Below are 24,832 nucleotides of genomic sequence, written 5' to 3' on the forward strand. Positions count from 1 at the left end.
GGAAAGCAGGACAAAAGAACGAGACGGAATCACAGCCCCGGCGCCAGAATCTTTCGTGAATTTTTCGCACAGACCTCTGTTAATCGTTCAATAATTTATTTAATTTTTATGCAGGTGCTTCCTCGCCTCTGTCGAAATCTTTAATTTATGATGAATAAAAATTCCAGATATTATCTAAAACATCTGACCTTAGTGGTTATATATATCTCCCTGCTGTTAGGTATGCAAAGGGTCTGGCAGCAGATTTTTGCATTGCCGGAGCAGCCCAGTGCGGATGCAGGCGTGCTTGATCTGCGCGGCTGGACCTTCAAGCATGCCCATTCGCTTGTCCTTGACGGGACATGGGACTTCTATCCGAACCGTCTGGTCAGCGAAAGGGATATCCGCTCCGGCACGGCTGGGGCTGCCGTGCCTGTAGAGGTACCCGGCAACTGGAAGGAAACGATGTCTGGTTCCTCCCTGGGCTATGGTACTTATGCCCTGCGGATTCTGGTCGATCAGCCACTGGATGAACCCTATAGCTTCTGGACCCAGCAGATTCAGGCCTCATCCCGGATTGAGGTCAACGGCCGTGTCCTGCAGACCATGGGACAGCCGGCTGCTGACAAGGAGCTGTATCTGCCTAAGGCAGTTCCCTCTACCGTTCACTACCTCTTGCCTGAAGGGACACAAGAGATGTTTGTTCTGGTTCAAGCCGCCAATTTCGATCATAAGGAGAAAGGCGGAATCTCCTATTCCATCCGTCTCGGCGCGCAATCCTCCATTATCAAAGAGCGGTGGTATTCCTCTGCTTTTCAATTGACCACCATTGTTATTCTCCTCCTTCATGCGCTGTACGTCTTCATTCTGTATCTGCTGTCCCAGAAGAACTGGCCCCTGCTGCTGTTTGCCCTTATGCTGGTCGCAATCGCTGTCTCTGTTGGCACAGATAATGATCTTCTGTTATATATTGTGCTGCCGCTTGGCTATAGCTGGGGGATCAAGCTCAAGATGCTGTCTTATCTATGGATGGTCTATTTCATGCTGCTGCTGACTTACAGGTTCTATGGAACCCCGGCGTCCGGCCGCGTATTTAAGATGTATAGCTTCCTTCTTGCGCTGTACACGCTTGTCCTGTCTGTATTGCCTATACACATCGCCTTAACCCATGCCTTACTATTCTTCAATCTGCTATATATGATTCCGCCCTGCTGGATGTTCGTTGTCTTCGCAAGGATGGTCTATGAGCGCAAAAAAGATGTCGCCTTCCTGACCTTCACCGCCTGCTGTCTAATCTCGGGTGTGGTCTGGGGAGCTACCGTGAATAATTATCACAAGAACCTTCCGTTCTATCCGATTGATATTCTTGCTGCAATCATTGGATTCTCCTCCTATGCCCTGAAGCAATATATCCGGCAGTCCAACGAGAACAGGCTGCTCTATGAACAGCTGCTGCAAGCGGACAAGCAGAAGGACCGGTTCCTGATGAATACCTCGCATGAGCTGCGGACTCCGCTGCACGGCATGATGAGCATTGCCCAATCGGAATACGACAAGAAGCGGGCAGCCTCTCCGGAAGAAGACCCCGGAGACCTGGAGCTAATGGTACGGATCGGGCGCCAAATGTCACAGCTGCTGGATGATCTGCTGGATCTCACCCTGCTGCGGGAGAACCGGATGATCCTCCATCCTGCCCCGCTGTCCATTCATACCATCGCCGCCGGAGTGATGGACATGCTCCGTTACTTAACGGACGGCAAGAAGCTGACACTTCATGTAAGCGCATCCGCTTCGCTGCCGCGTGTGTGGGCCGATGAGAAGCGGCTGATTCAGATCCTCTTCAATTTGGTACATAATGCAGTGAAGTGGACAGAGAACGGCAGTATCCTTGTGACTGCCGAAGAAGCGGACGGGCAGCTGCAGGTCAGCGTGGCCGACACCGGTGCGGGGATGGAGGAAGAAGCTCTCGCACGCATCTTCCTCCCCTACGAACAGACTGGCGGACAGGACAATGGCGGCCTGGGTCTGGGTCTTAGCATTACCCGGCAGCTGGTGGAGCTGCACGGAGGCAGCCTGACCGTGGAGTCCAGGCTCGGGGAAGGCTCGGTCTTCCGCTTCTCCCTGCCGCTGGCGCACGAAGCCTTCTGTATAGATGAGCGGTTCGGCAGGGCAGAAGCAGTGGACACAGTGGAAGCCCTGGGTACTGCATCCACCGACTGGAGTATCCGTCTGCGTAATAAGGAAGAAGAGCCATTCCTGGCGGGGGTACCGCCGTCCTCCTCCGGCTTCGATACGGATGAAGCCGTACTGAAGATTCTGGCCGTTGACGATGATCCCGTTAATCTGCGGGTGCTCTCGACCATTTTGCATGAAGATATCTATCAGCTTACCTCTGTGTTAAGCGGGCAGGAAGCCTTGATCCGGCTGGAGGAAGAATCGTGGGATCTCTTGATTACCGATGTGATGATGCCCGGGATGTCCGGCTATGAGCTGACCCGCCGGGTAAGGGAGCGGTTTCCGGCGTCGGAGCTGCCAGTGCTGCTGCTGACGGCGCGGGCTATGCGTGAGGAGATCTACTGCGGATTTCAGCAGGGGGCGAATGATTATGTGACCAAGCCGGTAGACAGCCTGGAACTCAAATACCGGGTGACCGGGCTGGCGCGGCTGAAGCAGACCATCTACCACAGCCTGCGGCTGGAGATCGCTTACCTTCAAGCGCAGATCCGTCCTCACTTCCTGTTCAATGCCCTGAACTCCATCGCCACACTCAGCACCATTGATATCTGCCAGATGCAGCAGATGATCGAGGCCTTCTCCGCCTATCTGCGTTCAAGCTTCGACCTGATGAATACCGGCACATTGGTTCATTTGAAGCAGGAGCTGTCGTTAGTGGAAGCCTATTTATACATTGAGCAGGTGCGGTTCGGCGAGCGGCTGGAGGTCAAGTGGGAGCGGAATGATACCGGACTGCTGCGGGTTCCCCCGCTGATCTTGCAGCCGCTGGTCGAGAATGCCGTCCGTCACGGGCTGCTCAGTCTTATAGAAGGCGGCATACTGACTATCCGCATTGAAGAGGAGGAAGAGCAGGTCCGGCTTACGGTGCAGGACAATGGCAAAGGTATGGAGCAGGCGCAGATTGACCGCTTGCTGACGAAACACAAAGACAAACACTCCGGTATCGGAATATGGAACACGAACCGGAGGCTGATTGAACGCTACGGGCGAGGCTTGTCCATTCAGAGCCGCCCCGGCTTTGGAACCACCGTCTCCTTCATAATTCCCGTCCGGCGTGCGGAGTGAACCCCTTGCTCCAGCCGCTATAACTTGTACAAGGAGGTGCTACAATGCTTCGGGTAGTGCTGATCGATGATGAACGACTCGCCCTGATTCAGCTGGAAGCAACGCTCAAGGCGCTGGGCTCGACCATTGTAACGGCAACCTATACCAATCCCCTGCGGGCCTTAAGCGAAGCGTCCGGCTGGGAGGCAGATATTATCTTTCTCGATATTGATATGCCGGGAATGAACGGCATGGAGGTTGCGAAGCAGCTTGAGGAGTGCTGTCCCGGCTCAGCCGTTGTATTCGTCTCCGCCCATAACAGCTTCGCGCTGGAAGCCTTCGAGGTCAGTGCGCAGGATTACCTGCTGAAGCCGGTCCCCAGGGAACGGCTGAGCCGGACCCTTCAGCGGATAAGCAGCCGGAAAGTCAACCAGGAGCAGACGGACAAGCCAGACACACTGCTGATCCGCTGCTTCAATGCCATCCAGTTCGAACGGGGAGGCGTTCCAATCCGTGATTTCCGCTGGCGGACCTCCAAAGCCCAGGAGCTGTTCGCCTTCCTGCTCTATCATCATGACCGGATCGTCGTCAAAGACAAGCTGGTCGAGCTGCTCTGGCCCGAGGCCTCGTTCAAGCGTGCCTCTACCCACCTGTATACGGCCATCTACCAGATCAGGCAATCGCTGAAACGGGCGGACATCGGCCTTGTGATCAGCAATGCAAGCGTGGGCGAAGGGTATATGCTGGAGACCGGCGACGCGCAGATCGATGCGGTGCTGTGGGAGGAAGGCGTCGTCTCCCTCGACCCGGTGAATGATTATAACGCCGCAGAGCATGAGGAGCTGCTGAAGCTCTATACCGGCGATTACCTGGGGGATTATGAATATCTGTGGGCCGAGAGTGAACGGCAGCGGCTGAGGAACCTCTCCCTGCAGCATGCCACGGAGCTGGCCGATTATTATACCGTCAAGGATAACATCACCAAGGCGGTTAACACCTATCAGCGGATTGTGGAGCTGCATCCCTACCACGAGCCGGCTTACCTGGCGCTCATGGAATTCTATAACCGGCTGGGCGAGCTGAGCATTGTACAGGAGCAATATGAGAAGCTCCGCAGCCTGCTCTGGCGGGACCTGAAGCTCACCCCGTCCGCGAAGGTTGAGCGCTGGTATGCAAACTGGAAGCGTTTATACACTTGATTCCGTGCCGGAACTTCGGCGATAACAGAATTCATACAAAAACGGTATGCCGCCCCCCGGTCAGGGGTTAGGCATACCGTTTCTTGTTGCACCCGCAGCTTCCATTATAGCGGCAGGACCTGCGCATGCACGCTGTCCCGTCCTTTCAGTGAAAAGCTGCAGGATATGCGAATCCGCTGACATAACCGGTGTACACTGATTCTCGTGCAGTAGCTACCCATGCCAAACGGACCCTCACTCTTTCAATGTACCCGTTATAAAAAAGTTAAAACGCTCTGGCGCAAGGTTTAGAAATTCATGTAGACCACTGTGTAATCGGGAAAACCCTCCATCCATTTCACTATAGTCTTCGGCAGCTTGCTGGTGCCCGGAACATTGGTATAGAACCGCACGAAGGTCTCGGGAACCTCATCCGAATCCGAGGCTTCATCCGAATCGAGCGCAGCCGCCCAGAAATGTCCCTGCTTATCATACATGATAATGGCTTCCGTAAGGGTGAACAGCCCTCTTACGCCGCCCTCTACCACTTTTGCCCCCTTACCGTCGAGATCCTTCGGCTCATTCAGCAGCTGCATGCTGTACAGGAACAGATCATAATCTTCCCCTACCAGCTTACGGAAGGCCTTATCATCTGCGGCTGTCTTGAAGACACCGGTATCCCGCAGCGTGTAGACGGTCTCTTGAGGGTCTCTTGTATAGTGGCCGGTATAGGTTACATTCGCCCCGGCGGAATATACCGGTGAAGGGCTGGTAACATACAAATTGCCGTTCAGCAGATAGAAAAAGACCACGGAACCGTCCTCTTCCTTGTAGACGGCCATCCGTTTGCGGACTACTGCCGACTCTTCATACAGCTGGCCGGAATGAGCTCCATCATAGGCATCCACAGAGAAGACCAGCTTGTCGCTCTTCACGTTGCTGAATTCAACATAAGATCCGAAGAAGGGCGAATAAGACTCCATATACCATTCCCCGCTCCAGTCCGCTGCGGCCGGCACCTTGGCGCTGGCTGCGGCGGTAGCCGTCAATGCCTCTACCGGAAGCTGGCGGGTGCCGTCCGGGTTACTCCACACTCCGGCGAAGCCGGTGCCGGGAATCCACCAGCCCTCGAAATGGCCGGTTTCCTTACCCTTCGCATCATATTCATACATATTTGCGTATTTGCCGCTGACTGTACCGGTGAGCCTGATGGTCTTCTTGTATTTATCATAATAATAACTTCCGGTCAGCTTCCCGCCGCTCTCCACCTTAATGGACATATGAATCGGCAGATTACCGTTGATGGCGCCGGTCAGCGGCACCAGCCCGTTCGTGGCCAGACTCTGGGCGGGTGAAGCCGCAGCGGCTACCGTCCCGGACGGCGCAGCCTTCGCCCCGGCGGGTGCAGCCGGTGCCCCCTGCGGCATCAGAATGGCAGGCAGCAGCAGCGCAGCCGCCAGCAGGGTACTGATTTTACGGATAATTCTCACTATAACCCCTCCCTTTCGCAACCATCTATAACAGCTATGTTACACTGTATGCCATCAATTACCCTTTTACAAGCAGGTAGAAAATAGCCCCGCTATATTTATTGCACGTATAATTTCCCCAATCACAGGCTGAGGATATCACATACCCGTCTCATTCGCGCAGCAGGCATTCTGATGCTGTAGGCGCTGGAACGATAGTAACTGCATTTTGTACAATGGAATGCTGTAAAAAAGGCTTCAAAATAGAATCTATTGTATTCGGTACAATTGAATGTTGAACAAAGGCCTTTTTTCAGCCAAAACACAACATTCCACTGTATGAAATACAATAGAATCTCATTTTGCGGTCAGATATGCCTTTTCTATTGCAGGAAATACAATCAGTTACTTAAATTTAAAAGTAGAAGTCGGCTACGGATGCGGTATCAGCTTAATATTAGCTCAACGTTCATGCTCAGCTTTAACATCCCTGAGGTTCAATATTATAGTTTTAAAGCTATTTTCAGAAGATACATTACCAACCTTAGGGTAATTCTATATATACCAAAATTCACGTAGGAGATGATCCGTATGTCAGAACACAATTCGGTAAGCCGTGAGCCGGACGAATCTATAATGAAGCTCAGCTTCCAGGCTGATGGCCTGCTGCCGAACAACCCGGAGCTTCCGGTCCTGCTGTATAAAGGTGTTCTCCGGGACCACCCGGAAGACACCGAACAGATCTTCAATGCCAACGGCTGGCTGAACAGCTGGGTGAATGGCGTCTTCCCCTACCACCACTATCACAGCAACGCGCATGAGGTGCTGGGTGTGATCTCCGGCAGCGCCAAACTCCAGCTAGGCGGAGATGCCGGATACACCGCCAACGTGGAGGCCGGTGACGCCCTTGTGCTGCCTGCCGGGACGGCACACAAGAAGCTCTCGGCCACGCATGACTTCCGTATCGTCGGCGCATATCCCGGCGGCATGGACTATAACACCCGCCAGGCGAACCCGGATGACTTCGCGGCGGCGCTCCCCGAGATCCGCGAAGTTCCGCTGCCGGAGCGTGATCCCGTCTATGGCGAGGCTGGGCCGCTACTTCGGCTGTGGAAGTAGCAGCAGTGCAGTGCCTGAGCCATATGCTTAAACAGCGGAGCGGGCGGAACGACCCGCGTACAAGCGTAGCGTTCGCCTTGGTCTCCGGATGTTCACCGCTCCGCTTTTGCCGTCCAGGGATTAACTTATGCGTTTGGCTCCTGATCCGCTCATTCCGCTGGACAATACTATATAATGTTGTGTACAAATATCTGCTTAGGCATGGAGCCGGAAGTGAAGGGGGACTCTTGGATGTATCGGGTAGCGGTATGCGAGGATGAAGAACAGCAGCGGGAGCTGGTGAAGAGGATACTGGTCGGCTTATCCGTCAAGACGGATACCGAATTTGAAATCGAGCTGTTTCCTTCGGGAGAGGACTTAATCTCCCACTATGGACGGGGCGGAGCCCCCTTCCATATCCTGATTCTGGATGTGGAGATGGGCGGCATGAACGGGATTCAGACGGCGCACCGGCTGAGAAGCCGGAAGCATTTTGACGAACAGATTATCTTCCTGACCAGCTACCCTGAATATATGGTGGAGAGCTTCGACGTGATTACCTTCCAGTATCTGATCAAGCCCGTCGCCCCGCAGCTCCTGGAGGAGAAAATTCTGAAGCTCTGTGATTACTTCCAGGCCCAGGATAAGAAGTTCATGGTCATTAAGTCCGGGTATGAGGAGGTCGTCTTGCGGCATGATGATATCATCGGCATTGAGGCGGCCAAGAGTCTGACCGTCAAGAGCAAGCTGAATGTAATTACCACCACGGGAATCTATGAGACCAGAGGAATTATTGCAGAGTACGCTTCAGCACTGCGGGACAGCCATTTCCTGCACATCCACCGTTCGATTATTATCAATCTGCTGCATGTCCACAAGTTCGCAGGCGGCTCCGTGCTGATGTCGGGCGGGCAGGAGTTCCCCATCGGCCGGTCCAAAATCAAAGAGGTTAAGGACTTCTACACCAAATTCATGATCATGAAGGGCAGCTCCTATGACTCACTATAATCTGACCCTTGTCGTCTGTGTGGTGCTGGTGATGTGCTTTCAGACCCAATTCTTCTTTGCCTCCGTATTTGATAAGTCCGCCAGGAAGCCTAACCGGATCATTTATTTCCTCATCTACGGGGTGCTCTGCTTCCTCTACCTGGTAAGCCCGCTGTCCCCTCTATTCTCCTCCGGCGTAGCCCTGCTGATGATCTTCAGTATGGCGCAAGCCTATAAGGTGGAGATGAAGACGCAGGTGATCTTCTCCATGCTGTACGCTGTGCTGATGACGGTGGTCAGCTTTATGTCGCTGTATATTTTCTCAATGATAGATTCGGTAGATTACACCAGCATGGACGGGGGTACGGGGATTGACCGGCCGGCCTTCATCAAGGGGCTGATCCTGAGCTGCATTATTATGTTCCCGGTGATTCAGATCATCCGGCTGATCTCCAAACGCCGAAGCGTCTCCCTGCCCTACCGGTATTATGTGATGTTCCTGCTCGTCCCGCTCATCAGCACCTATCAGATCAACGTTCTTACCGTTAACAGCACGAAGGATTTCTACTACTTTTTTGCGATTCTCGGCTTCCTGTTCCTGAATGTGATGATTGTCTATATCTTCGATACTATTACCGACAAGTTCCAGTTCATGCATGAGAACGCCCAGCTCCAGCACCAGATGAACTATCAGGACGCCAACTATGAGAAGACGGTGCACAGCTTCAAGTCGATTAAAAGAATCATCCACGATACCCATCAGCAGTTCCTCTACATTGAAGAGTGTATCCGGCGGGATGATCCGGCGGCCGCTCTTGCGCATATCAAGCTTACGCAGAATAAAGTAGAGGATGCCTACCAGCGGGTCAACACCGGCCATCTGGCGGTGGATGCGCTGGTCACGAACACACTGAATATCGGACAAGCGAACGGCATCCGCATCGATACCCGGCTCAAGCTGCTGCCTGGTGAGCTTCACATCGACCGTTATGACCTGTGCGTCGTGCTGGGCAACATGCTGGACAATGCCATTGAAGCCTCCAAAAAAGTACGGCTGGCCGAGGACCGCTACATTCTGATCCAGATGCACTCCAGTGAATCCGCGCTGTTCATCCGCATCCTGAATCATACCGCCCCGGAGACTACCTCTTTGCAGAGCCGGAAGCCGGACCCGGAATACCATGGTATCGGTCTAACCAATATCTCCAGAATCTGCGAGAAGTACGGCGGCAATATGACGATTGAGGCCGGGCATCGGGAATTCAACAATATGGTGGTCCTCCCCTTCTCGCGCGAAGTTTCTATATAAAATGCGCTTAAGGGATCGTAATCCGCGTTTCAGGGTTATTCGGGCCACGCTCCTCTCTTCTGCCTGTATGATAACTTCAGGAAGATTACCTAAGAGACACAAGAGGAGGAATTCAAGATGAACAAGTTAACTTCAGTCGTAATTGCTGCCATGTTAGTAATCCCCGCAGCCCCGGCTGCCGCTCAGGAGAAGGAGAGCCCGGTGCAGGAAACGGCCCGTCTGCTGGGCTCGAAGATCGTATCCGATTACGGGGTAAGCGGCATGCAGTATGCGATTAGGGATCAAGGTGCCATTACGGTATCGGGAGGCTTCGGTGTATCTGATAAGGCAGCCGGGACTCCCATCACGAAGGATACCATGTTCGGCATCGGCTCCGTCAGCAAAATGCATGTCTCCGCAGCCACGATGATGCTTGCCGAAGATCAGGTCATTGACATCGATAAGCCGCTGACTACGTATCTGCCGCAATTCAAAATGGCCGATGAGCGCTATAAGAAGATTACGCCGCGCATGTTAATGAACCATTCCTCGGGCCTGTACGGCAGCCACTACGGGAACAGTATTCTGATGGATGATGCCGATACTCAGAATCATGATGACCTGCTGACAAGGCTTCAGTCTGAGCGGCTCAAATCTGATCCCGGCGCCTATTCCGTATATTGCAATGACGGCTTTCAACTGCTGGAGCTGATGATTGAGCAGGTGACCGGCAGCAGCTATACTGAGTTCCTGGATCAGCACATGAGCACTCCGCTGAAGCTAAGCTCCACCAAGACGCCGCTGGACACCTTTAACCGGCAGCAGCTCGCCAAGACCTACTTCCCTGGTCTAACGCAGGCAATGCCTGCCGAGAATGCCAATATCCTTGGAGCAGGCGGCCTCTATTCCACAGCCGAAGATCTGACCACATTCGCCGAGATGCTCAGCGGCAAGCACCCGGATGTTCTGTCGAAAGCCTCCGCTACAGCGATGCAGCAGCCTGAATACAAGAATGGGCTCTGGGTGCCTGAAGAGAGAAACAGCTTCAATTACGGTCTGGGCTGGGATGCCGTAGATCTGGCACCATTCGGTGATTACGGAATCAAGGCCTTATCCAAAGGCGGAGATACCATCATGTATCACGCTGACCTGATTACCCTGCCGGAATCCGATATATCCATCGCGGTGCTCTCGTCGGGCGGAAGCTCAATCTATAACACCATTTTCGCTACCAATGTGCTGCTGGCCTACCTGAAGGACACCGGGAAGATTAATAAGATTCTGCCGGAAGCCACCTTCACTTCTCCGGTCAAAGCGGCTATGCCTGCCGAGCTGGGAGCCTATTCGGGATTATACGGTACTGTCGGCGCAACCACTGCCATAACCATTAAGGACGGAGCGCTCAACCTGCCTGAGCTGGAGGGCGGACTCATTCCTGCGCAGAAGTATATTTATACCGGCAAGGGACAGTTCACGAGCCCGGACGGCAGTGCAGCCGTAAGCTTCGATAAGCAGAAGAACGGCAAAACCTATCTGAAGCTGAACACGCACTTGACTATCCCCGGTATCGGTCAAATGCTGATGGTCACATATGAGTACCAGAAGCTGGATGCAAATCCCCTGAATGCTTCTACGAAGCAGGCCTGGGCGCAGAGAGACGGGAAGCATTACTACGCTGTGGATGAGAAAATTAATTCCTTCTTCTACCTCTCCCCTTCCATCTTGACGAAGACTGTTAAGGTTGAACAGGGCTACGCCACCGGAACGCGGATTGTGGACGAGAACACTGCCGTCAATGCGGCTGAAATTCCGGTTATGAACGGCAGAGACGCCTTCGATTTGACCTTTTCCAAGCAGAACGGTGCCGAATATTTAACCATCGACGGCAATGCTTATATCAGCGGCGATGCCGTGAAGCCGATCTATGGAGGACCGGCCTCGACCAGCACCGTTCCTGCGGGCGGCCAGAGCGTATGGTTCAAGATCGACAAGAAGGCCGCCGGCAAAACCATGACCGTTACGGCTCCCCCAAGCGGCGGATACGTTGTCTATGATGCGGACGGAATGATCGTAAGCCACTCAAAAGTTAGCAAAACCCCTTCAGTCAAGTTGCCGCAAGGCGGAATGGCCGTCTTCGGCGGGCAGGCGGGCGATGTGTTCAGGATTGAACTGAGATAACGCTTTCAACTTTTCATCCACCATTTCTCTCTTTTCCCAAACTTGCTTAATGGTATACAGGTGTGTTTTAATGTTATCAAATTGAATAATACTCTTATCCAGAGTTCGGTGGAGGGCTTCGCCCGATGATACCGCTGTGACCGTCATGCCAGAAGCATATTAGGCACAGCACTAGAGGCATCCCGGATGCCTTGCAAAGATGAGAGGGTGCTGACAGTTGATGAGACTGCCCCCTTTAAATAGGGGGCTTTTTGTTTGAGAAGGGAGAGAAACGCATGACAGAATGGATTACGGAGTTTATACTTTTTTTCAAAGATTTGTCGTATGCCGGAATCATGATCGCCTTATCCTTTGAATTTGTGCCTGCTGAAATCGTGCTTCCGCTTGCCGGATATTGGGTGTATCTGGGGGATATGAAGCTTCTGCTGACCATTCTGGCCGGTACGGTCGGTGGCACCCTCGGTCCGCTAACATTGTATGCCCTTGGCCGGTTCGGCGGAAGACCCATGGTGGACAAGTACGGGAAGTACCTGTTCATCCGCCCGCATCACCTGGAAGCATCTGACCGTTTTTTTGAGAAATACGGCAGCGGTGTGGCCTTCTACGGGCGCTTCATTCCGGGCGTAAGAACTCTCATCTCCATCCCCTGCGGGATCGCCAAGATGAATGTGTTCAAATTCAGTCTCTATACGTTCCTGGCCATGCTGCCGATTACGGCAATCTATGTCTATTTGGGCTACAAGCTGGGTTCGCAGTGGGAGCATGTGGATGAGATCGTCAAGCCTTACATTCTGCCGTTGGCCACTCTGTTCCTGTTAGGGTTCGGGCTGTACGTCCTGTCCAAGCGGTACCGCAGACGGCAGGCTTAATCCACATTATTTGCAGTTCAAATTCAGGAGGAAATCATGGAAAACTGGTACAATTGGCTAAAATACTTACTGTTAGGCCTCGTACAGGGGGTGACGGAACCGATTCCCGTCTCCTCCAGCGGGCATTTAATCATTGCCCAGCGGCTGCTTGGCGTGAAGCAGAATGGACTCTCTTTTGAAATCTTAACCAATACGGCCTCATTGATCGCCATCTGTTTTATTTTCCGCAAAGATATCATGGACTTAATCACAGGGTTCTTCCGTTATCTGAAGACGCGCGATACGAAGTACCGGTCCGAATTCATGTTCTGCATCTACATCGTTATCGGCACAATCCCTGCAGCGGTTGCTGCCGTATTCTTCAAGGATACGATCGAACGCGTCTTCACCTCTGTACATACCGTATCCATCAGCTTACTTGTTACAGGGGTTGCCCTCTGGCTGATCCGCAATCTGCGCGGCCAGAAAAGAGACGGCAACCTCAAAATGAAGGATGCCATTATCGTCGGGCTGGCTCAGGCCGTAGCACTGATTCCCGGGATCAGCCGTTCCGGCTCAACCGTGATTGCCTCGATTGCCGTCGGGATGAAGCAGGAGACCGCACTCAAATTCTCCTTCATGCTGTACATTCCCATCAGTATCGGAGGCCTGATTCTCGGCGCATCCGATATCGCGAATGATCCGAACCGTTCAGCGCTGGCGATGCCTTACCTGATCGCCTTCCTCACCACGCTGGTCGCCACTTACTTCGCCATGCGCTGGTTCATCGGTATTATGGCGAAGGGCAATCTGATCTACTTTTCATACTATTGCTTCGTGGTTGGTACGCTGCTGCTGATCTTCTTGTAACAGGAACATGCCGGGGAGATGAAGGAGCTGGAAGGTACCGCCTCCCTGCTCCTTCATCTCCCCTTCTCATTTAACGGATTCCCTTACTGTTTGCTCCAAGGCAACAGAATGGGATGTTCATCAAGAATGGACTGATATTGCTCCTTCCAGCCGTACTTGCCGTCCGGGTCCAGTTGCATATACCGTATATACTTCTCCAGCCGGAATTCCAGCTTTGACCAGCCAAGATGCTTCAGGCGCAGGTTGCTCAGCTGATGGGGCAATTCCCAAATATTCTCTGGCAGCCGCCCGGAGTGTTGCGGGAGATTATTCCAGAGGTAGGTGAAGTCTTTGCGGTAGCGGACCAGGAACGGCCGGTATCTCAGGTGGGCCCGCCAGTACTTATCCTCGCGGTAATGGTTGTCATCCCAGAAATCGTAAAGGCGGAAGCAGAATAGGTCGCAGTTCTCCGTTCTCAGCAAGGAGTCCACTTCTTCGGCAAAGCCGGGTTCAAATATCTCATCCCCATCCAGATTAAGAATCCATTCCGGCCCAGTCGCAACCACCGCCTCCCACTGCTGTTTACGCAGCTCGGATTCATTGTTGAAGCGGGAGACCGGATTATGAATCAGCTTAAGCGGAATTCCCTTAAGAACCTCCTTGACTAATTCCGCTGTGTCATCTGTGCTGCCATCATCGATAATAACGGCCTCGTCGATATATTTGCGGTGCTCCTCCAGAATCTGCCGCAGGAACCTTGTGGCTTCATTCTTAACTATCATCGTTAGAGTCAGCTTGGGCCGGCGCGAGGCCGCTGCCGGGGTGACAACATGTTCCGCATCGCTCCGCTCTGGCTCTCCATCATTCCTTTTCCCAATATGCTCACTTGGCTCCGTCTCAGGCATTGCCGTTGACTGCCGTACGAACTCCTCAACTTTATCAAGATCACTGTCTCTGTATATATGCAAAGCCGGATAATGGGTATCTACGAAGAGAGGAATATCAAGTGCCGCTGCACGGATACAGAAATGGCGATCCTCTCCCCAATACGAGAGATTACGGATTTTCTTGTAACTAACACCAGACTTGATGGCCTGGATGCTGATTAAGGTGCAGGCGCCAAGTCCGCCGACTTCATAAATTCCCGGTTCCTCCATCTTCAGCAGAAATGTATGAAGGCGGCGCTTGATCTCTTCAGGTGAGAGTTTTTCTCCCGGTAACGCTTCCCATTGGTTATACTCATCATGCATCCATACCTGCGGCTGGGACAATTTGCCCGGCTCCCATTGGGTCCAGAACACTTCAGAGATAATGTCCTTGCCTGAACTAAGCAACTGCTCCAGTGTACTCGGATGAAGAATGAGATCGGAATCAATCAGAAACAGATAATCATAGCCGAAAGCTTCCGCATGCCGGATCATCTGATTTTTGAACTCGGCCACCTTCCAGACAAGGCTAATACGCCAGGCATGGGCATTGTCATCGCGTATATAGTCATCATGGTAGCCAGAGGATTCCAGAATGACTGTTCTCCCGCTTTGGGCGAACTGCTGCAGAAGTTCACTGGAGGCTTCATCCCGATTATCATCAATCAGATAGTAATGCAATTCAATATTGTTAAGGTTCAGGCGCTGCAAAGAATTCAGAAAATGCTGCAAAATTTCCGGTTTTTGATGGATCGGACTGCCCAGCAAGACCCGTTTTATCTTCTGATTCATTTAGGCTCACCCCAGAATAATAGCAACATTAATAGAACACCCCTTAGATTTGAAAATAATTGATATAACTTAATGTATTAAGTGAAGTATCTAGATAAGCCTATTTTCCTTAAAAACAACCTTCAGAGCAGCCGGGTAACACGACAAAAACACCCCTTAGAATCAATTGATCCTAAGGGGTGTTCTCCGTTAAGCCTATTATTTAGTGCCCATCAGTATCTTCGCATACGGCGAATCGATCGGGATCATGATGACCGGCTCATTCTTCAGCGTGGTCACATAACTCTGCAATGTGCGGTAGAAGCTATAGAACTCAGGAGATTTGCCATAGGCCAGGTTGTAGATTTTGGCGGCTTCCCCTTCGCCTTCGGCGATAATCTTCTTAGAGTCGGCTTCCGCCTGGGCCATCAGCTCCCGGGAGGCGCGGTCCGCCTTGGAGGTGATTTTCTTGGACTCCTCATCCCCTTCAGACAGGTAACGCGCAGCAATAGACTGGCGGTCCGAGATCATCCGGTTGTACACGCTCTGCTTGTTCTCTTCCGGCAGGTCGGTACGCTTGATCCGTACGTCAATGACTTCAATGCCGTAGTTATCACGGGACAACGCGTCACTTACATCCTTGGTAATCTCATCGTTAATATTACCCCGGCCGGTATCCTCACTGATGATATTCTCATAATTGATCTCCGACAGCTTGCGTCGCACCGAGTTATAGACGGCTTCATCGATACGCTGGACCCCGCCGCTGACCGATTGAACGGTTCTCAGGAACTGCGAGGCGTTGGTGATTCTCCAGACGGTATAATTATCGACCACAATCGGCTTCTGGTCCTTGGTCAGAATGCTGGTCGGCGAGCTCTCGTACGTCATCTGATACTTGGGCAGCTCCGAGACATTCTCGACAAAAGGCAGCTTGAACTTCAGCCCCGGCTCCTCCACCGCACGCATCGCTTCACCGAAACGCAGGACAACCTTATATTCCCCTTCCTTCACAATATACATAGAGCCGGCCAGCAGAATAATCAGGACGATAGAGGAAATTAATAGGATGATCGGGTTTCTTTTCACTTGGCATCTCCTCCTTGCGGTGCGGGTGAGGCAGGCGGATTCGTCGCGGCTGGAGCTGAGGTGTTCTCCTTGGAACTGCGCATCAGCTCATTCAGCGGCAGATAGTTCACCGTATCACTGTTCGAGTTGGTAATGAAGATCTTGGCGTTAGGCAGAATCGTCTCCAGGGTCTCCAGAACCAGCCGGCTCTCGGTGACACTCTTATTATTCGCATATTCGGCAAAAATCGCATTAAACCGCGCCACATCCCCCTGCGCATTCAGGATACGCGACTTCTTCTCGCCTTCGGCCCGCTCCAGCAGGGCCTGCGCTTCACCGCGCGCCTTCGGAATGATATCGTTCTCATACTTCTTAGCGTTGTTGATCTTCGTATTCTTCTCTTCACGGGCGTTCGTCACCTCGCGGAAAGCTTCCTCCACCTGACCGCTTGGCGGCTCAATATCCTGGAACTTGATATCGATGATCTGAATGCCGGTGTTGTATTTCTTCTGCAGATCCACCAGCAGCACACGGACCTTATCCTGAATGACCGTCTTTCCGTCGGTAATCGCATAGTCCAGCTTCTCGGAACCAATGACCGCACGGATCGAGGAGCTGGCCGAGTTGCGCAAGAATTGCTCAGGGTCATCAATGTTATACAGATAATCACGGATATTGCTGATCTTCCACTGGACTACAGCGTCGGCAGAAACGATGTTCTCATCACCTGTAATCATCATGGCTTCTTCATCCACGGGCACAGATCCTCCAGCTTCCTGGCGGTACCCGATATGAATCCGCTGGGTCAGCTCGGCAGGCACGGTAATTACATCCTGGATGGGATAGGGCCATTTAAAATGTAGCCCGGCTGAGCTCTCACTCGTATACTTGCCGAAGGTCAGAATAGCCGCACGTTCCTGCTCCTGCACCGTATAGAATGAGGTAGCGCCGATATACAGCAGCACAGCTGCTGCGGCTACCCCCACTCCTATCCTCTTGTACATACCCGGCTTCAACTTCGGCAGCTTGAACCCTGGGATATTATCGCCATTCTGGTTCATGAAATTCAAGATGCATCGCTCCTTTTGGCGTATTTTAGTCGTATTAAAGGTATATATACGGATACAAAACAAAAAAGTCGCAAAAATTGCGACTTTAATGAAGGTAGCTGAATATTGCTGCGATTCTCGCGGGTTTGCATGACCCTAGAATATTGTTCACGGTCTCGCGTGAAGTGATTGAACAGATGACGCTGCTCTATGGTTAGACTATAATCAGAAGAATCAAGGGACCACGGGCTCCGTAGACCCTTTGCAATTAGATAATGTCCCAGGAGGTCGGCAGCCATGAACGCCCGTATTGCAAATCGAATCAAAATCGCTCCAGGCTTCTGGACGAGTCTGAGTGGAATCGGGATAGAACCCATTGACGTTGCGCGCCAAGCTGGTCTACCAATGACCGTAATTAACGGACCGGACGTCTCAACCGCTCAATATTATGCCATCTGGCAAGCTTATTCCGAATTATCCGTGGACGTAGCTGCGGGAATAGTCAAGCTAGCGACCTCGTACGAGACAGCACACTATCCGCCAGCCGTCTTGGCGACCTTTCACGCTCTCGACTTCCGGGATGCACTGAACCGGATGGTGCGCTATAAGCAGATGTGCCCTCCAGAAAGCTTGCGCATTCGGGAAGAAGGCAGTCAGTGCTTGATTGAATTAGAGTGGCAGCATTCGGAACAACCCGGACCTCCGGTGCTTGTCGGCATCACGCTCGCCTATCTGCTTGAGCTTGGGCGCCGGGGAACCGGGCATTACCTGAGCGCTTGTTCCGTCGAATTCGTCCATCCCATAGGCGACGTTCAGGCTCTTGAGGATTATTTCGGCTGCCGGGTGAAGACGGGAACGGACCGCAACCGGCTAACATTGAACCGGGACGATTTGAATCGTCCCTTCGTATCGTACAACGAAGAACTTCTCGACATCCTGACTCCCGCCTTGGATCGTTCGCTGGATGAACATAACGGCAGGCGCACGATGATCGACCATGTCAAATGGATTCTGTCGCGTTGCCTGACGCGAGGACGAATTGACATTCATACCGTTGCCGGTGAGCTGGGGATGAGCGGCCGCACGCTGCAGCGCCGGCTGACAGACGAAGGGGCAAGCTTTACACAACTGATATCGCAGACCCGGCACGAGCAAGCGCTTGTCTATCTGGCAGACATGTCGCTAGAGATCAAAGAGGTCGCCTTCCTTGTAGGCTACGAGGACCAGAATTCATTCTATCGTGCGTTCCGCTCATGGGAAGGGGAGACACCTGCCAATTGGCGCACCGCGCAAGAATATCGGCGTCCCCCGCTAGTTACCGATTAGGCGAAATGAGATAATATTATCCCTATCTTAAATACAAGGAGTGCAGACAGATGGATATGGGATTGAAGAATAAGACAGCATTAGTAACAGGTTCTACCAAGGGGATCGGTAAAGCGATAGCTATTGAGCTTGCCAGAGAAGGCGCTCATGTACTCATAAATGGCAGGAACAACGATGACGCTACGCGCACTGCCGCAGAGCTCCAGGCAAAATTCCCGCAGACCCGTCCTCAGCATGCTGCGGCCGATCTCACCGATTCGCAGCAGAGAGAAGCTCTATTCGCGAAATTCCCTCACATCGATATTCTCGTCAACAACATGGGCATCTATGAGATTATGTCTTATGACGACGCAGACGATGCCGTATGGGAGAAATATATCCGCACGAATGTGCTCGCCGCCAACAGCCTTACCAAGTTCTATCTGCCCTCAATGCTGAGCCGCGGATACGGCCGCGTCATCTTTATCGCTAGCGAGGAAGCCGTTATGCCTTCCGGACAGATGCCTCAGTATGCTGTGACCAAATCCATGCTGCTGTCGTTATCCAAGAGCTTGTCCAAGCTGACCCGCGGCACCGAGGTTACCGTCAACACGATCCTGCCGGGTCCGACCCTCTCCGAGAACGTGCAACAGATTATCGGGAGCATTTATCCGGACGAAGAAATGACATTCGAGGCTAAAGAAAAGGACTTTATGGCGAAGAATTTGCCCCAATCCGAAATTGAGCGTTTTATCAGACCTTCCGAGATCGGATGCCTGGCCGCTTTCCTCTGCAGCCCGATGGCCTCAGCGTTCAAGGGCTCTCCCATCCGCATGGACGGAGGAATGGTACCGACCCTATATTAGTATTTTTGAGGCATCGGCTGAAATCATCCCCAATGAAAAACCCCCGGAAGCGAACGCTTCCGGGGGTTTTGATTATGGAACTAATCTGACTTTCCAGATTTGTTGCGGAAATAATTATGCAGAAACTCCTTGGCCCGCTCGGACTTCGGATGGTTGAACACCTGGTCCGGCGTCCCTTCCTCCACGATTTTTCCTTTGTCCAAGAAAAGCACCTTGTTGGCCACCTCATAGACGAAGCTCATCTCATGCGAGACGAGAATCATCGTCTGACCTGTGGCGGCGGTCTTCTTGATCGTCTGCAGCACCTCGCCGACCAGCTCAGGGTCAAGCGCCGAGGTGGGCTCGTCCAGGAGCAGCAGCTTCGGATTCATCGCCAGGGCGCGGGCAATGCCGACCCGCTGCTGCTGGCCGCCGGACAGATGCTTCGGATAATAATGCGCCCGGTCCGCAAGACCTACTTGCTCCAGCTGCTCCTGTGCAATCTGTGCAGCCTCGCGGTCGTTCATCCGCTTCACAATTTTCAGGCCTTCCTTCACATTATCCAGCGCCGTCCGGTGCTGGAACAGATTAAATTGCTGGAAGACCATCGCCGTCTGCTTCCGCAGCTCCAGCCGCTGCTTGTTCGTGATCGTGCTGAAATCGACCTTGAAGCCTTCGAGATCAAGCATCCCCTGATCCGCCTGCTCCAGGCAGTTGAGCGCACGCAGGAAGGTGGACTTACCTGCACCGGACGAACCGATCAAGGCTACGACATCGCCCTTCTCAATCTCCACCGACAGATCATCCAGAATCAGATTGCCGTGAAAGGACTTGGATAAATGGCTTACCTTAATCATCAGATCTCTCTCCTTCCCCAAGAGAACCAGCCGCGGTTCATGGCCCCGGCAGCGGAGTCCGGAATGGAGAATCTTTTCTCCAGGAATCTCAGAAGCTGCTCAATCAGAATCGTCATGACCCAGTAGATGATCGCCAGCGCAAGATACACCTCGAAGAAGCGGAAGTTGCTGCCGGAGATGATTTTACCCTTGGCTGTCATTTCGATCACACCCGCAACGAAGGCCAGGGAGGTCCCCTTGAGCAGTCCGATCAGGGCATTGCCCAGCGGCGGTATCGCCACCACCAGCGCCTGCGGAACGATGACCCTTCTGAGCACCTGAAGATACGTCATCCCCAGGGATTCAGCGGCCTCAATCTGGCCCTTGTTGACCGATTGCAGCGCAGCACGGATCGTCTCCGAGTTGTACGCCGCTTCATTGAATGCGAAGGTGACCAGTACGAAGATCATCGCCGGAATGGCATTGATATTATAATCCGTCCCGTACTGCTGATTAATGAATTTGAGTAACAACGGAATTCCGTTATAGGTCAGATACAGCTGCACAATGATCGGCGTTCCCCGGATGAACGAGATGAAGACTGTGACTAGCTGGCTTAGCACGGGAATCCGGCGCATACGGATAATGGCGAACAACAGAGCAAACACAAGGCCAACGATCATCGAGATGACCGTAATCTGCAGACTCACAGGAAGGACCTCTAACAGGCGAGGAATCGCTGAGAACACCGCGTGAATATCAAAAATCTCTCCCATGCAGACTTACTTCCTTCCACGTTCAATTTACAGGGCGACGCTCTAACACGGTCTGACAGTCAACCGTCTGCCCTCATAGATAATTTCAGTATGATACCGTTCGTTGCTTACCGCATTAAGCCGCTCCACCAGGGAAGCCGCAGCTTCATCTGAAGCCAGGACCGGAAGCCCGCGCTTCGTCACCGTCTCATGAGTGAGTCTAAGATCAATCGGAATCAGCTCATAGCCGAACCGCTTGTCCTCCACACTAAGATCGAACATAACCAGGAAGTTCTCGGAGAACTTGCGGTCGCTGTAGAACCCCTGCCAGTTCCCTTCGCTGTCCTTGGTTCTGTTCTTATGCAGGGTAGATGGAGCTTCATTCTCGGCATACCCGTAGGCGGTGAACATCTCGGGAGATACAATCGACTCTCCGGCCTCGAACTCCATGAACAGACTGCCTATGTTATAAAAAATAGGCTGGCCCTTATACAGCTCCACCCCTCTGGTGAAGTGGGCACCATGTCCGAAGACACAGCTCGCCCCGGCATCCACCGCCCCCCGCGCGAAGGTCTCAATGAACTCTGCGGGATAATCGGAGTACCAGTTCTCATTCTCCCCTTCATGCGTGTGCAGGCTGACAAAAACATAATCACTGCGCTCCGCAGCATCCTGGATGCTGCGGTAGATTTCCTGCTGATCCTGCTCATGCGCTACCGTTTTGACACGGGACTGTTCTCCCTTTTCAAAGGTTAAATAGCCTTCGAAAAATGAACCGAATTCATAGTAATTCTCCGATTTGCTCTTGAAGGTCTCAATCCGCTTGCCTTCCTCCATGCTGGAAGCGATGCCGATGCGTTCACTGATCTCCTTCAAGGTGCTGAAGTCCTGATCATTCACGACATACGTACGCGACCAGCGGAGCGGGTTGACCCCCGGACGGGCTGGAACGCCGTTCCCCGGATTCGAGGCAGCGAATACTTCGCTTCTCGTCACATCGATAGTGATGATGGCGATCCGGCCATCTGCCGTATCCACGAACACCGGTTTACGCGCTTCATGCAGGCTCATGCCCACTCCAAGCGGGGTCAGACTGCGGGCTTCCGCCTCTTCGATCGTATCCACAAGACCCTGGGTCCCGTAGTCTCCCGTGTGATTATTCGCAAAGCTCACATAACGGATATTGAGCTTCCCGAATTCATCCAGCGCCTTGGGGCGCACACTGGTCTGGTAGCCGCGGCCTGCCGCCGGAGCGGTATTCAGGCGCGGGGTCACGAACTCTGCATTGGTAAAAGCTTCATCGGCCCCTTGCAGCAAAGCAAGCAGCTCCGGATCCATCGTCTTATCTAAATTACTGCTGGAGAATAGGGCATCTCCCGAGACTAGAAATTTCATGCGATCACCTTCCTTCGGTTACTCCATTAGCTCTTTTTTAGGCAAATAGTCGCCGCCAAGCTGCTCTTGGCTAATTTTCAGCAGGGTGCCGTCCGCATACATTTCCTTAATTCTCTTATTGACGGTATCCAGCAGGGTGCTGTCCGCGGACTTGGAGAGCAGGATATAAGATCCTGGATCACTGTTCTCTGTAGAGAACGCAACGACCTTCAGGTTGGTGAAGCCATGCTCCTTGATGGCCTTCTCGGCAGAGACACGGGAAATGATGCGCACATCGTACTTGCCGGCTTCAATACCTTCGAACTGCTTCACGAAATTCTCGTCGGTGTAGATAATCTCTGCTTTGGCATCCGGGTTCGCTTCATTATAATTCTCCAGCAGTGTGGCACCGGAGTTGCCTACTTCTGTTACGGCTTTATAGCCCTTCAGGTCTTCTATTGCCTTAAGGGTGTTATCGTCCTTGCGGACTACGAATACATTCGCATTCTCGATAATCGGGAGAGAGAAATTGTATTTGCCGCGTCTCTCGGGGTTGGAGCTGAAATTGTTCGCCCCCAGCTGGAAACGGCCATTATCCAGGCCAGTCAGAATCCCTTCGAATTCAATCGCCTGAACCTCTATCTTATATTCCGGAAGGTCCTTGAAGATCGCCTTCATTACTTCCACATCGTAACCTGTCAACTGTCCGTCCTTCTCGTAGCTAAAAGGGTTACTTACCCCGCTCGTTGCCGCAACGATGGTCTTCGTACCGGCTCCCGCGCCGTTTGTCTCTGCGGAGCCTGCGTCATTCTTAGTTCCATTACCGCAGCCTGCAATGACCAACCCGAGCAACACCATCAGAACGCCTGGCACAAATTTCTTCTTCATTATAACTTCCCCCTCGTCTAGTAAAAGATCTCTCTTGTTGTCTACGATGTCCAACTTATCATAGTCATTTAGTCTGGAATTATTATGTCACGGGGTATACACGGTGTCAAGGTGAACGGGTAAAGGATTTGACGAATGGTGGCGAATAAAGTCGATTGGAGGCTAAGCCTCCAGCATAATATATGTATCCCCCAGGCGGCTGGGGAGTATTCCCCAGATGTTTCTCACAAATGAAACACGTAGTAGTCATGCGTATCGCCTCTTTCTATTCGGATAGTTAGCTGACTGCTCGCGTTTAAAACATCCACAACGTCCAGCAAATCCGGTATTTTTCGGTACACTCATCATACTTTAGGAATCGGCCCCATATGCATTAAAAGACAGCTTAACGGGTACGAAGCCAGACCTGAAGGATGGAAGGAGAATCTGCCTTGACCTTAAATATACCGCTTGAATTCGCTGAGCGATTTGCTCAGCTTGGAAGCAACACTTACATCGGGCAAGGGGGCGTAATTGAGTCTCCAGAGCTAATATCTATAGGCAATAATGTTTCTGTTGAAGCTCCGCACTATATCAAGACAGCAGCCATAGACCAACAGCTTCCTCATGAGGGTCCAGTTATCTGTATAGGAGACGGATGTCAGATCAACAGAGGGGTACAGATCACAGCATCCCCCAAGATTATCTTAGAGCCAAATGTTCTTATCTATTCCAATGTTCAAATGGAAGGTGAAATCGCCATTGGCGAAGGCTCCTGGATCGGAGCAAATTGCCGCCTGTCAGGGAATATACGTATTGGAGCTGGGAGCGTAGTTAAGGCAAACAGTACGGTCTTGGACAATGTTCCCGACTACTGCGTGGTTTCAGGTAATCCCGCATCGATTGTGCAGGTCTATGAGACTGCCTCCGGCAGTTGGGTGGATGTGTCTGATCATGACCAAGCCCAGGCCGTTCTTACTGCCCGAAGCCGTCTCCCCCTGTTATCTATCTGCATCCCGACTTACAACCGTGCGCCTTATCTGGACACCTGCCTTCATTCAATTTACTCACAGATCGGGAATAACGAACTGATCGAAGTAGTGGTATCCGATAATGCCTCTACAGATGCCACACCAGATGTCATAGACAAGTATATGTCCCTTTACTCCAATATGAGAGCAGTTCGAAATGACACTAATGTTGGTGCAGACCCTAATATTTATTTTGTTACAACATTGGGAAGAGGAAAATTTGTGAAAATGCATGGAGATGATGATTATTTTCTCCCCGGCAAGATCATGCCCCTCCTTCATGTACTGGACAGTCATCCGGAATGCGGAGTCATTCATATTAGTATAATAAACGGAAATGGGCCTCCCCGCTTAGACTCTGGGATTAGCAATTTCCTGGCCGCCACCACTCTTTATGGAGCGTTTATCAGTTCAGTTGTATTAAGGCGTGAGGATTTGGAGAAGATCGAGAATCCCACCCTATTTATGGCTTCTAAATTCAATCAATTATATCTGCAATATTCCATATTAAAGGATAACCCGAACTTCTGCATCATGTACGATAGTATGTTCAGTTATGGCGGTGCTTACAATCCTAAATACAGTTTTGCTGAAGTGTTCTTCAACGGTTATCCATCTATCCTAAGCCACTTCTTGAGCTCTGGCTTAACTGCTGAAGATATTGCCAGAGAGAAAAGACAAACTCTCTATCATTACACCATACCATGGCTACGGAATAATAAAGCAACTGTGACCACTGATGAATTTGAAGGAATCTATACAAAATACTATCACGAAGAACCCTATTATGAGGATGGCTTAGCCATCATGGAAGCAATACGCCAATCATAACTCATATTTCAGAAAGGAAGT

The 24,832-nt window shown here is 52.0% G+C and carries 19 protein-coding genes; 11 read left to right on the top strand and 8 right to left on the bottom strand.

All coding sequences use genetic code 11. From position 1 onward, the window contains the following. Positions 1–252: 252 nt before the first annotated feature. Positions 253–3,279 (top strand): ATP-binding protein, encoded by a 3,027-nt coding sequence (locus tag NSS83_RS09820; protein WP_341348139.1) that lies wholly within the window; start codon positions 253–255, stop codon positions 3,277–3,279. 44 nt (positions 3,280–3,323) lie between these two features. Beyond that, on the top strand, positions 3,324–4,457 hold the full coding sequence (locus NSS83_RS09825; protein ID WP_341348140.1) for a response regulator: 1,134 nt from the start codon (positions 3,324–3,326) through the stop codon (positions 4,455–4,457). Positions 4,458–4,744: 287 nt separating this feature from the next. Here the strand turns inward: NSS83_RS09825 and NSS83_RS09830 are convergent, their stop codons facing one another. Then, positions 4,745–5,926, bottom strand: a complete 1,182-nt coding sequence (locus tag NSS83_RS09830) for a hypothetical protein (protein ID WP_341184617.1) — start codon at positions 5,924–5,926, stop codon at positions 4,745–4,747. Positions 5,927–6,496: 570 nt separating this feature from the next. On the opposite strand from NSS83_RS09830, the gene NSS83_RS09835 reads away from it, so the two are divergent. The 6 genes from NSS83_RS09835 to NSS83_RS09860 all read left to right on the top strand — a co-directional run bounded on the left by NSS83_RS09835 (position 6,497) and on the right by NSS83_RS09860 (position 13,174). Beyond that, complete coding sequence (locus tag NSS83_RS09835; protein WP_341348141.1) at positions 6,497–7,024, top strand: cupin domain-containing protein; 528 nt, start codon at positions 6,497–6,499, stop codon at positions 7,022–7,024. Between the two features lie 231 nt (positions 7,025–7,255). Beyond that, positions 7,256–8,011 carry a LytTR family DNA-binding domain-containing protein gene (locus NSS83_RS09840; RefSeq protein WP_341184616.1) on the top strand — a complete coding sequence of 252 codons (756 nt, stop codon included), beginning with the start codon at positions 7,256–7,258 and terminating at the stop codon, positions 8,009–8,011. Next, positions 7,998–9,299 carry an ATP-binding protein gene (locus NSS83_RS09845; protein ID WP_341184615.1) on the top strand — a complete coding sequence of 434 codons (1,302 nt, stop codon included), beginning with the start codon at positions 7,998–8,000 and terminating at the stop codon, positions 9,297–9,299. Before NSS83_RS09840 ends, NSS83_RS09845 begins: the two co-directional genes overlap by 14 nt. Positions 9,300–9,416: 117 nt before the next feature. After that, positions 9,417–11,456, top strand: a complete 2,040-nt coding sequence (locus tag NSS83_RS09850; protein ID WP_341348142.1) for a serine hydrolase domain-containing protein — start codon at positions 9,417–9,419, stop codon at positions 11,454–11,456. 275 nt (positions 11,457–11,731) lie between these two features. Beyond that, positions 11,732–12,325, top strand: coding sequence for a DedA family protein (locus NSS83_RS09855; protein ID WP_341184613.1), 594 nt, complete (start codon positions 11,732–11,734; stop codon positions 12,323–12,325). Between the two features lie 36 nt (positions 12,326–12,361). Further along, a complete protein-coding gene (locus tag NSS83_RS09860; protein ID WP_341184612.1) occupies positions 12,362–13,174 on the top strand; it encodes an undecaprenyl-diphosphate phosphatase in 813 nt (270 codons plus the stop codon). An 83-nt stretch (positions 13,175–13,257) separates the two neighbouring features. Here NSS83_RS09860 and NSS83_RS09865 read toward each other — a convergent pair whose 3' ends face one another. From NSS83_RS09865 to hflK, 3 genes are all read right to left on the bottom strand, one after another. Then, positions 13,258–14,871, bottom strand: coding sequence for a glycosyltransferase family 2 protein (locus tag NSS83_RS09865; RefSeq protein WP_341184611.1), 1,614 nt, complete (start codon positions 14,869–14,871; stop codon positions 13,258–13,260). A gap of 198 nt (positions 14,872–15,069) precedes the next feature. Further along, positions 15,070–15,939, bottom strand: a complete 870-nt coding sequence (locus tag NSS83_RS09870) for a protease modulator HflC (RefSeq protein WP_341184610.1) — start codon at positions 15,937–15,939, stop codon at positions 15,070–15,072. Then, positions 15,936–16,979 (bottom strand): FtsH protease activity modulator HflK, encoded by a 1,044-nt coding sequence (gene hflK / locus NSS83_RS09875; RefSeq protein WP_341185240.1) that lies wholly within the window; start codon positions 16,977–16,979, stop codon positions 15,936–15,938. The genes NSS83_RS09870 and hflK overlap by 4 nt, the downstream gene beginning before the upstream one ends. A gap of 285 nt (positions 16,980–17,264) precedes the next feature. On the opposite strand from hflK, the gene NSS83_RS09880 reads away from it, so the two are divergent. Both NSS83_RS09880 and NSS83_RS09885 read left to right on the top strand, forming a co-directional pair. Next, positions 17,265–18,293: an AraC family transcriptional regulator ligand-binding domain-containing protein gene (locus NSS83_RS09880; RefSeq protein WP_341348143.1), complete on the top strand. Its 1,029-nt coding sequence runs from the start codon at positions 17,265–17,267 to the stop codon at positions 18,291–18,293. Between the two features lie 50 nt (positions 18,294–18,343). Next, positions 18,344–19,138, top strand: a complete 795-nt coding sequence (locus NSS83_RS09885) for an SDR family NAD(P)-dependent oxidoreductase (RefSeq protein ID WP_341348144.1) — start codon at positions 18,344–18,346, stop codon at positions 19,136–19,138. A gap of 80 nt (positions 19,139–19,218) precedes the next feature. Here the strand turns inward: NSS83_RS09885 and NSS83_RS09890 are convergent, their stop codons facing one another. The 4 genes from NSS83_RS09890 to NSS83_RS09905 are packed head-to-tail and all read right to left on the bottom strand — an operon-like array spanning position 19,219 to position 22,970. Further along, positions 19,219–19,974, bottom strand: a complete 756-nt coding sequence (locus NSS83_RS09890; protein ID WP_341348145.1) for an amino acid ABC transporter ATP-binding protein — start codon at positions 19,972–19,974, stop codon at positions 19,219–19,221. Then, positions 19,974–20,729: an amino acid ABC transporter permease gene (locus tag NSS83_RS09895; protein ID WP_341348146.1), complete on the bottom strand. Its 756-nt coding sequence runs from the start codon at positions 20,727–20,729 to the stop codon at positions 19,974–19,976. The genes NSS83_RS09890 and NSS83_RS09895 overlap by 1 nt, the downstream gene beginning before the upstream one ends. A gap of 42 nt (positions 20,730–20,771) precedes the next feature. Beyond that, on the bottom strand, positions 20,772–22,103 hold the full coding sequence (locus NSS83_RS09900; protein ID WP_341348147.1) for a CapA family protein: 1,332 nt from the start codon (positions 22,101–22,103) through the stop codon (positions 20,772–20,774). An 18-nt stretch (positions 22,104–22,121) separates the two neighbouring features. After that, complete coding sequence (locus tag NSS83_RS09905; RefSeq protein ID WP_341348148.1) at positions 22,122–22,970, bottom strand: transporter substrate-binding domain-containing protein; 849 nt, start codon at positions 22,968–22,970, stop codon at positions 22,122–22,124. 431 nt (positions 22,971–23,401) lie between these two features. Between NSS83_RS09905 and NSS83_RS09910 the strand changes: the two genes are divergently transcribed. Further along, the gene (locus NSS83_RS09910; protein ID WP_341348149.1) at positions 23,402–24,811 is read left to right on the top strand and encodes a glycosyltransferase; all 1,410 of its coding nucleotides are present in this window, start codon (positions 23,402–23,404) and stop codon (positions 24,809–24,811) included. Positions 24,812–24,832: the final 21 nt, after the last annotated feature.

Origin of the sequence: Paenibacillus sp. FSL H3-0469, assembly GCF_038051945.1 — a bacterium.
Classification (GTDB): Bacteria; Bacillota; Bacilli; order Paenibacillales; family Paenibacillaceae; genus Paenibacillus_AQ.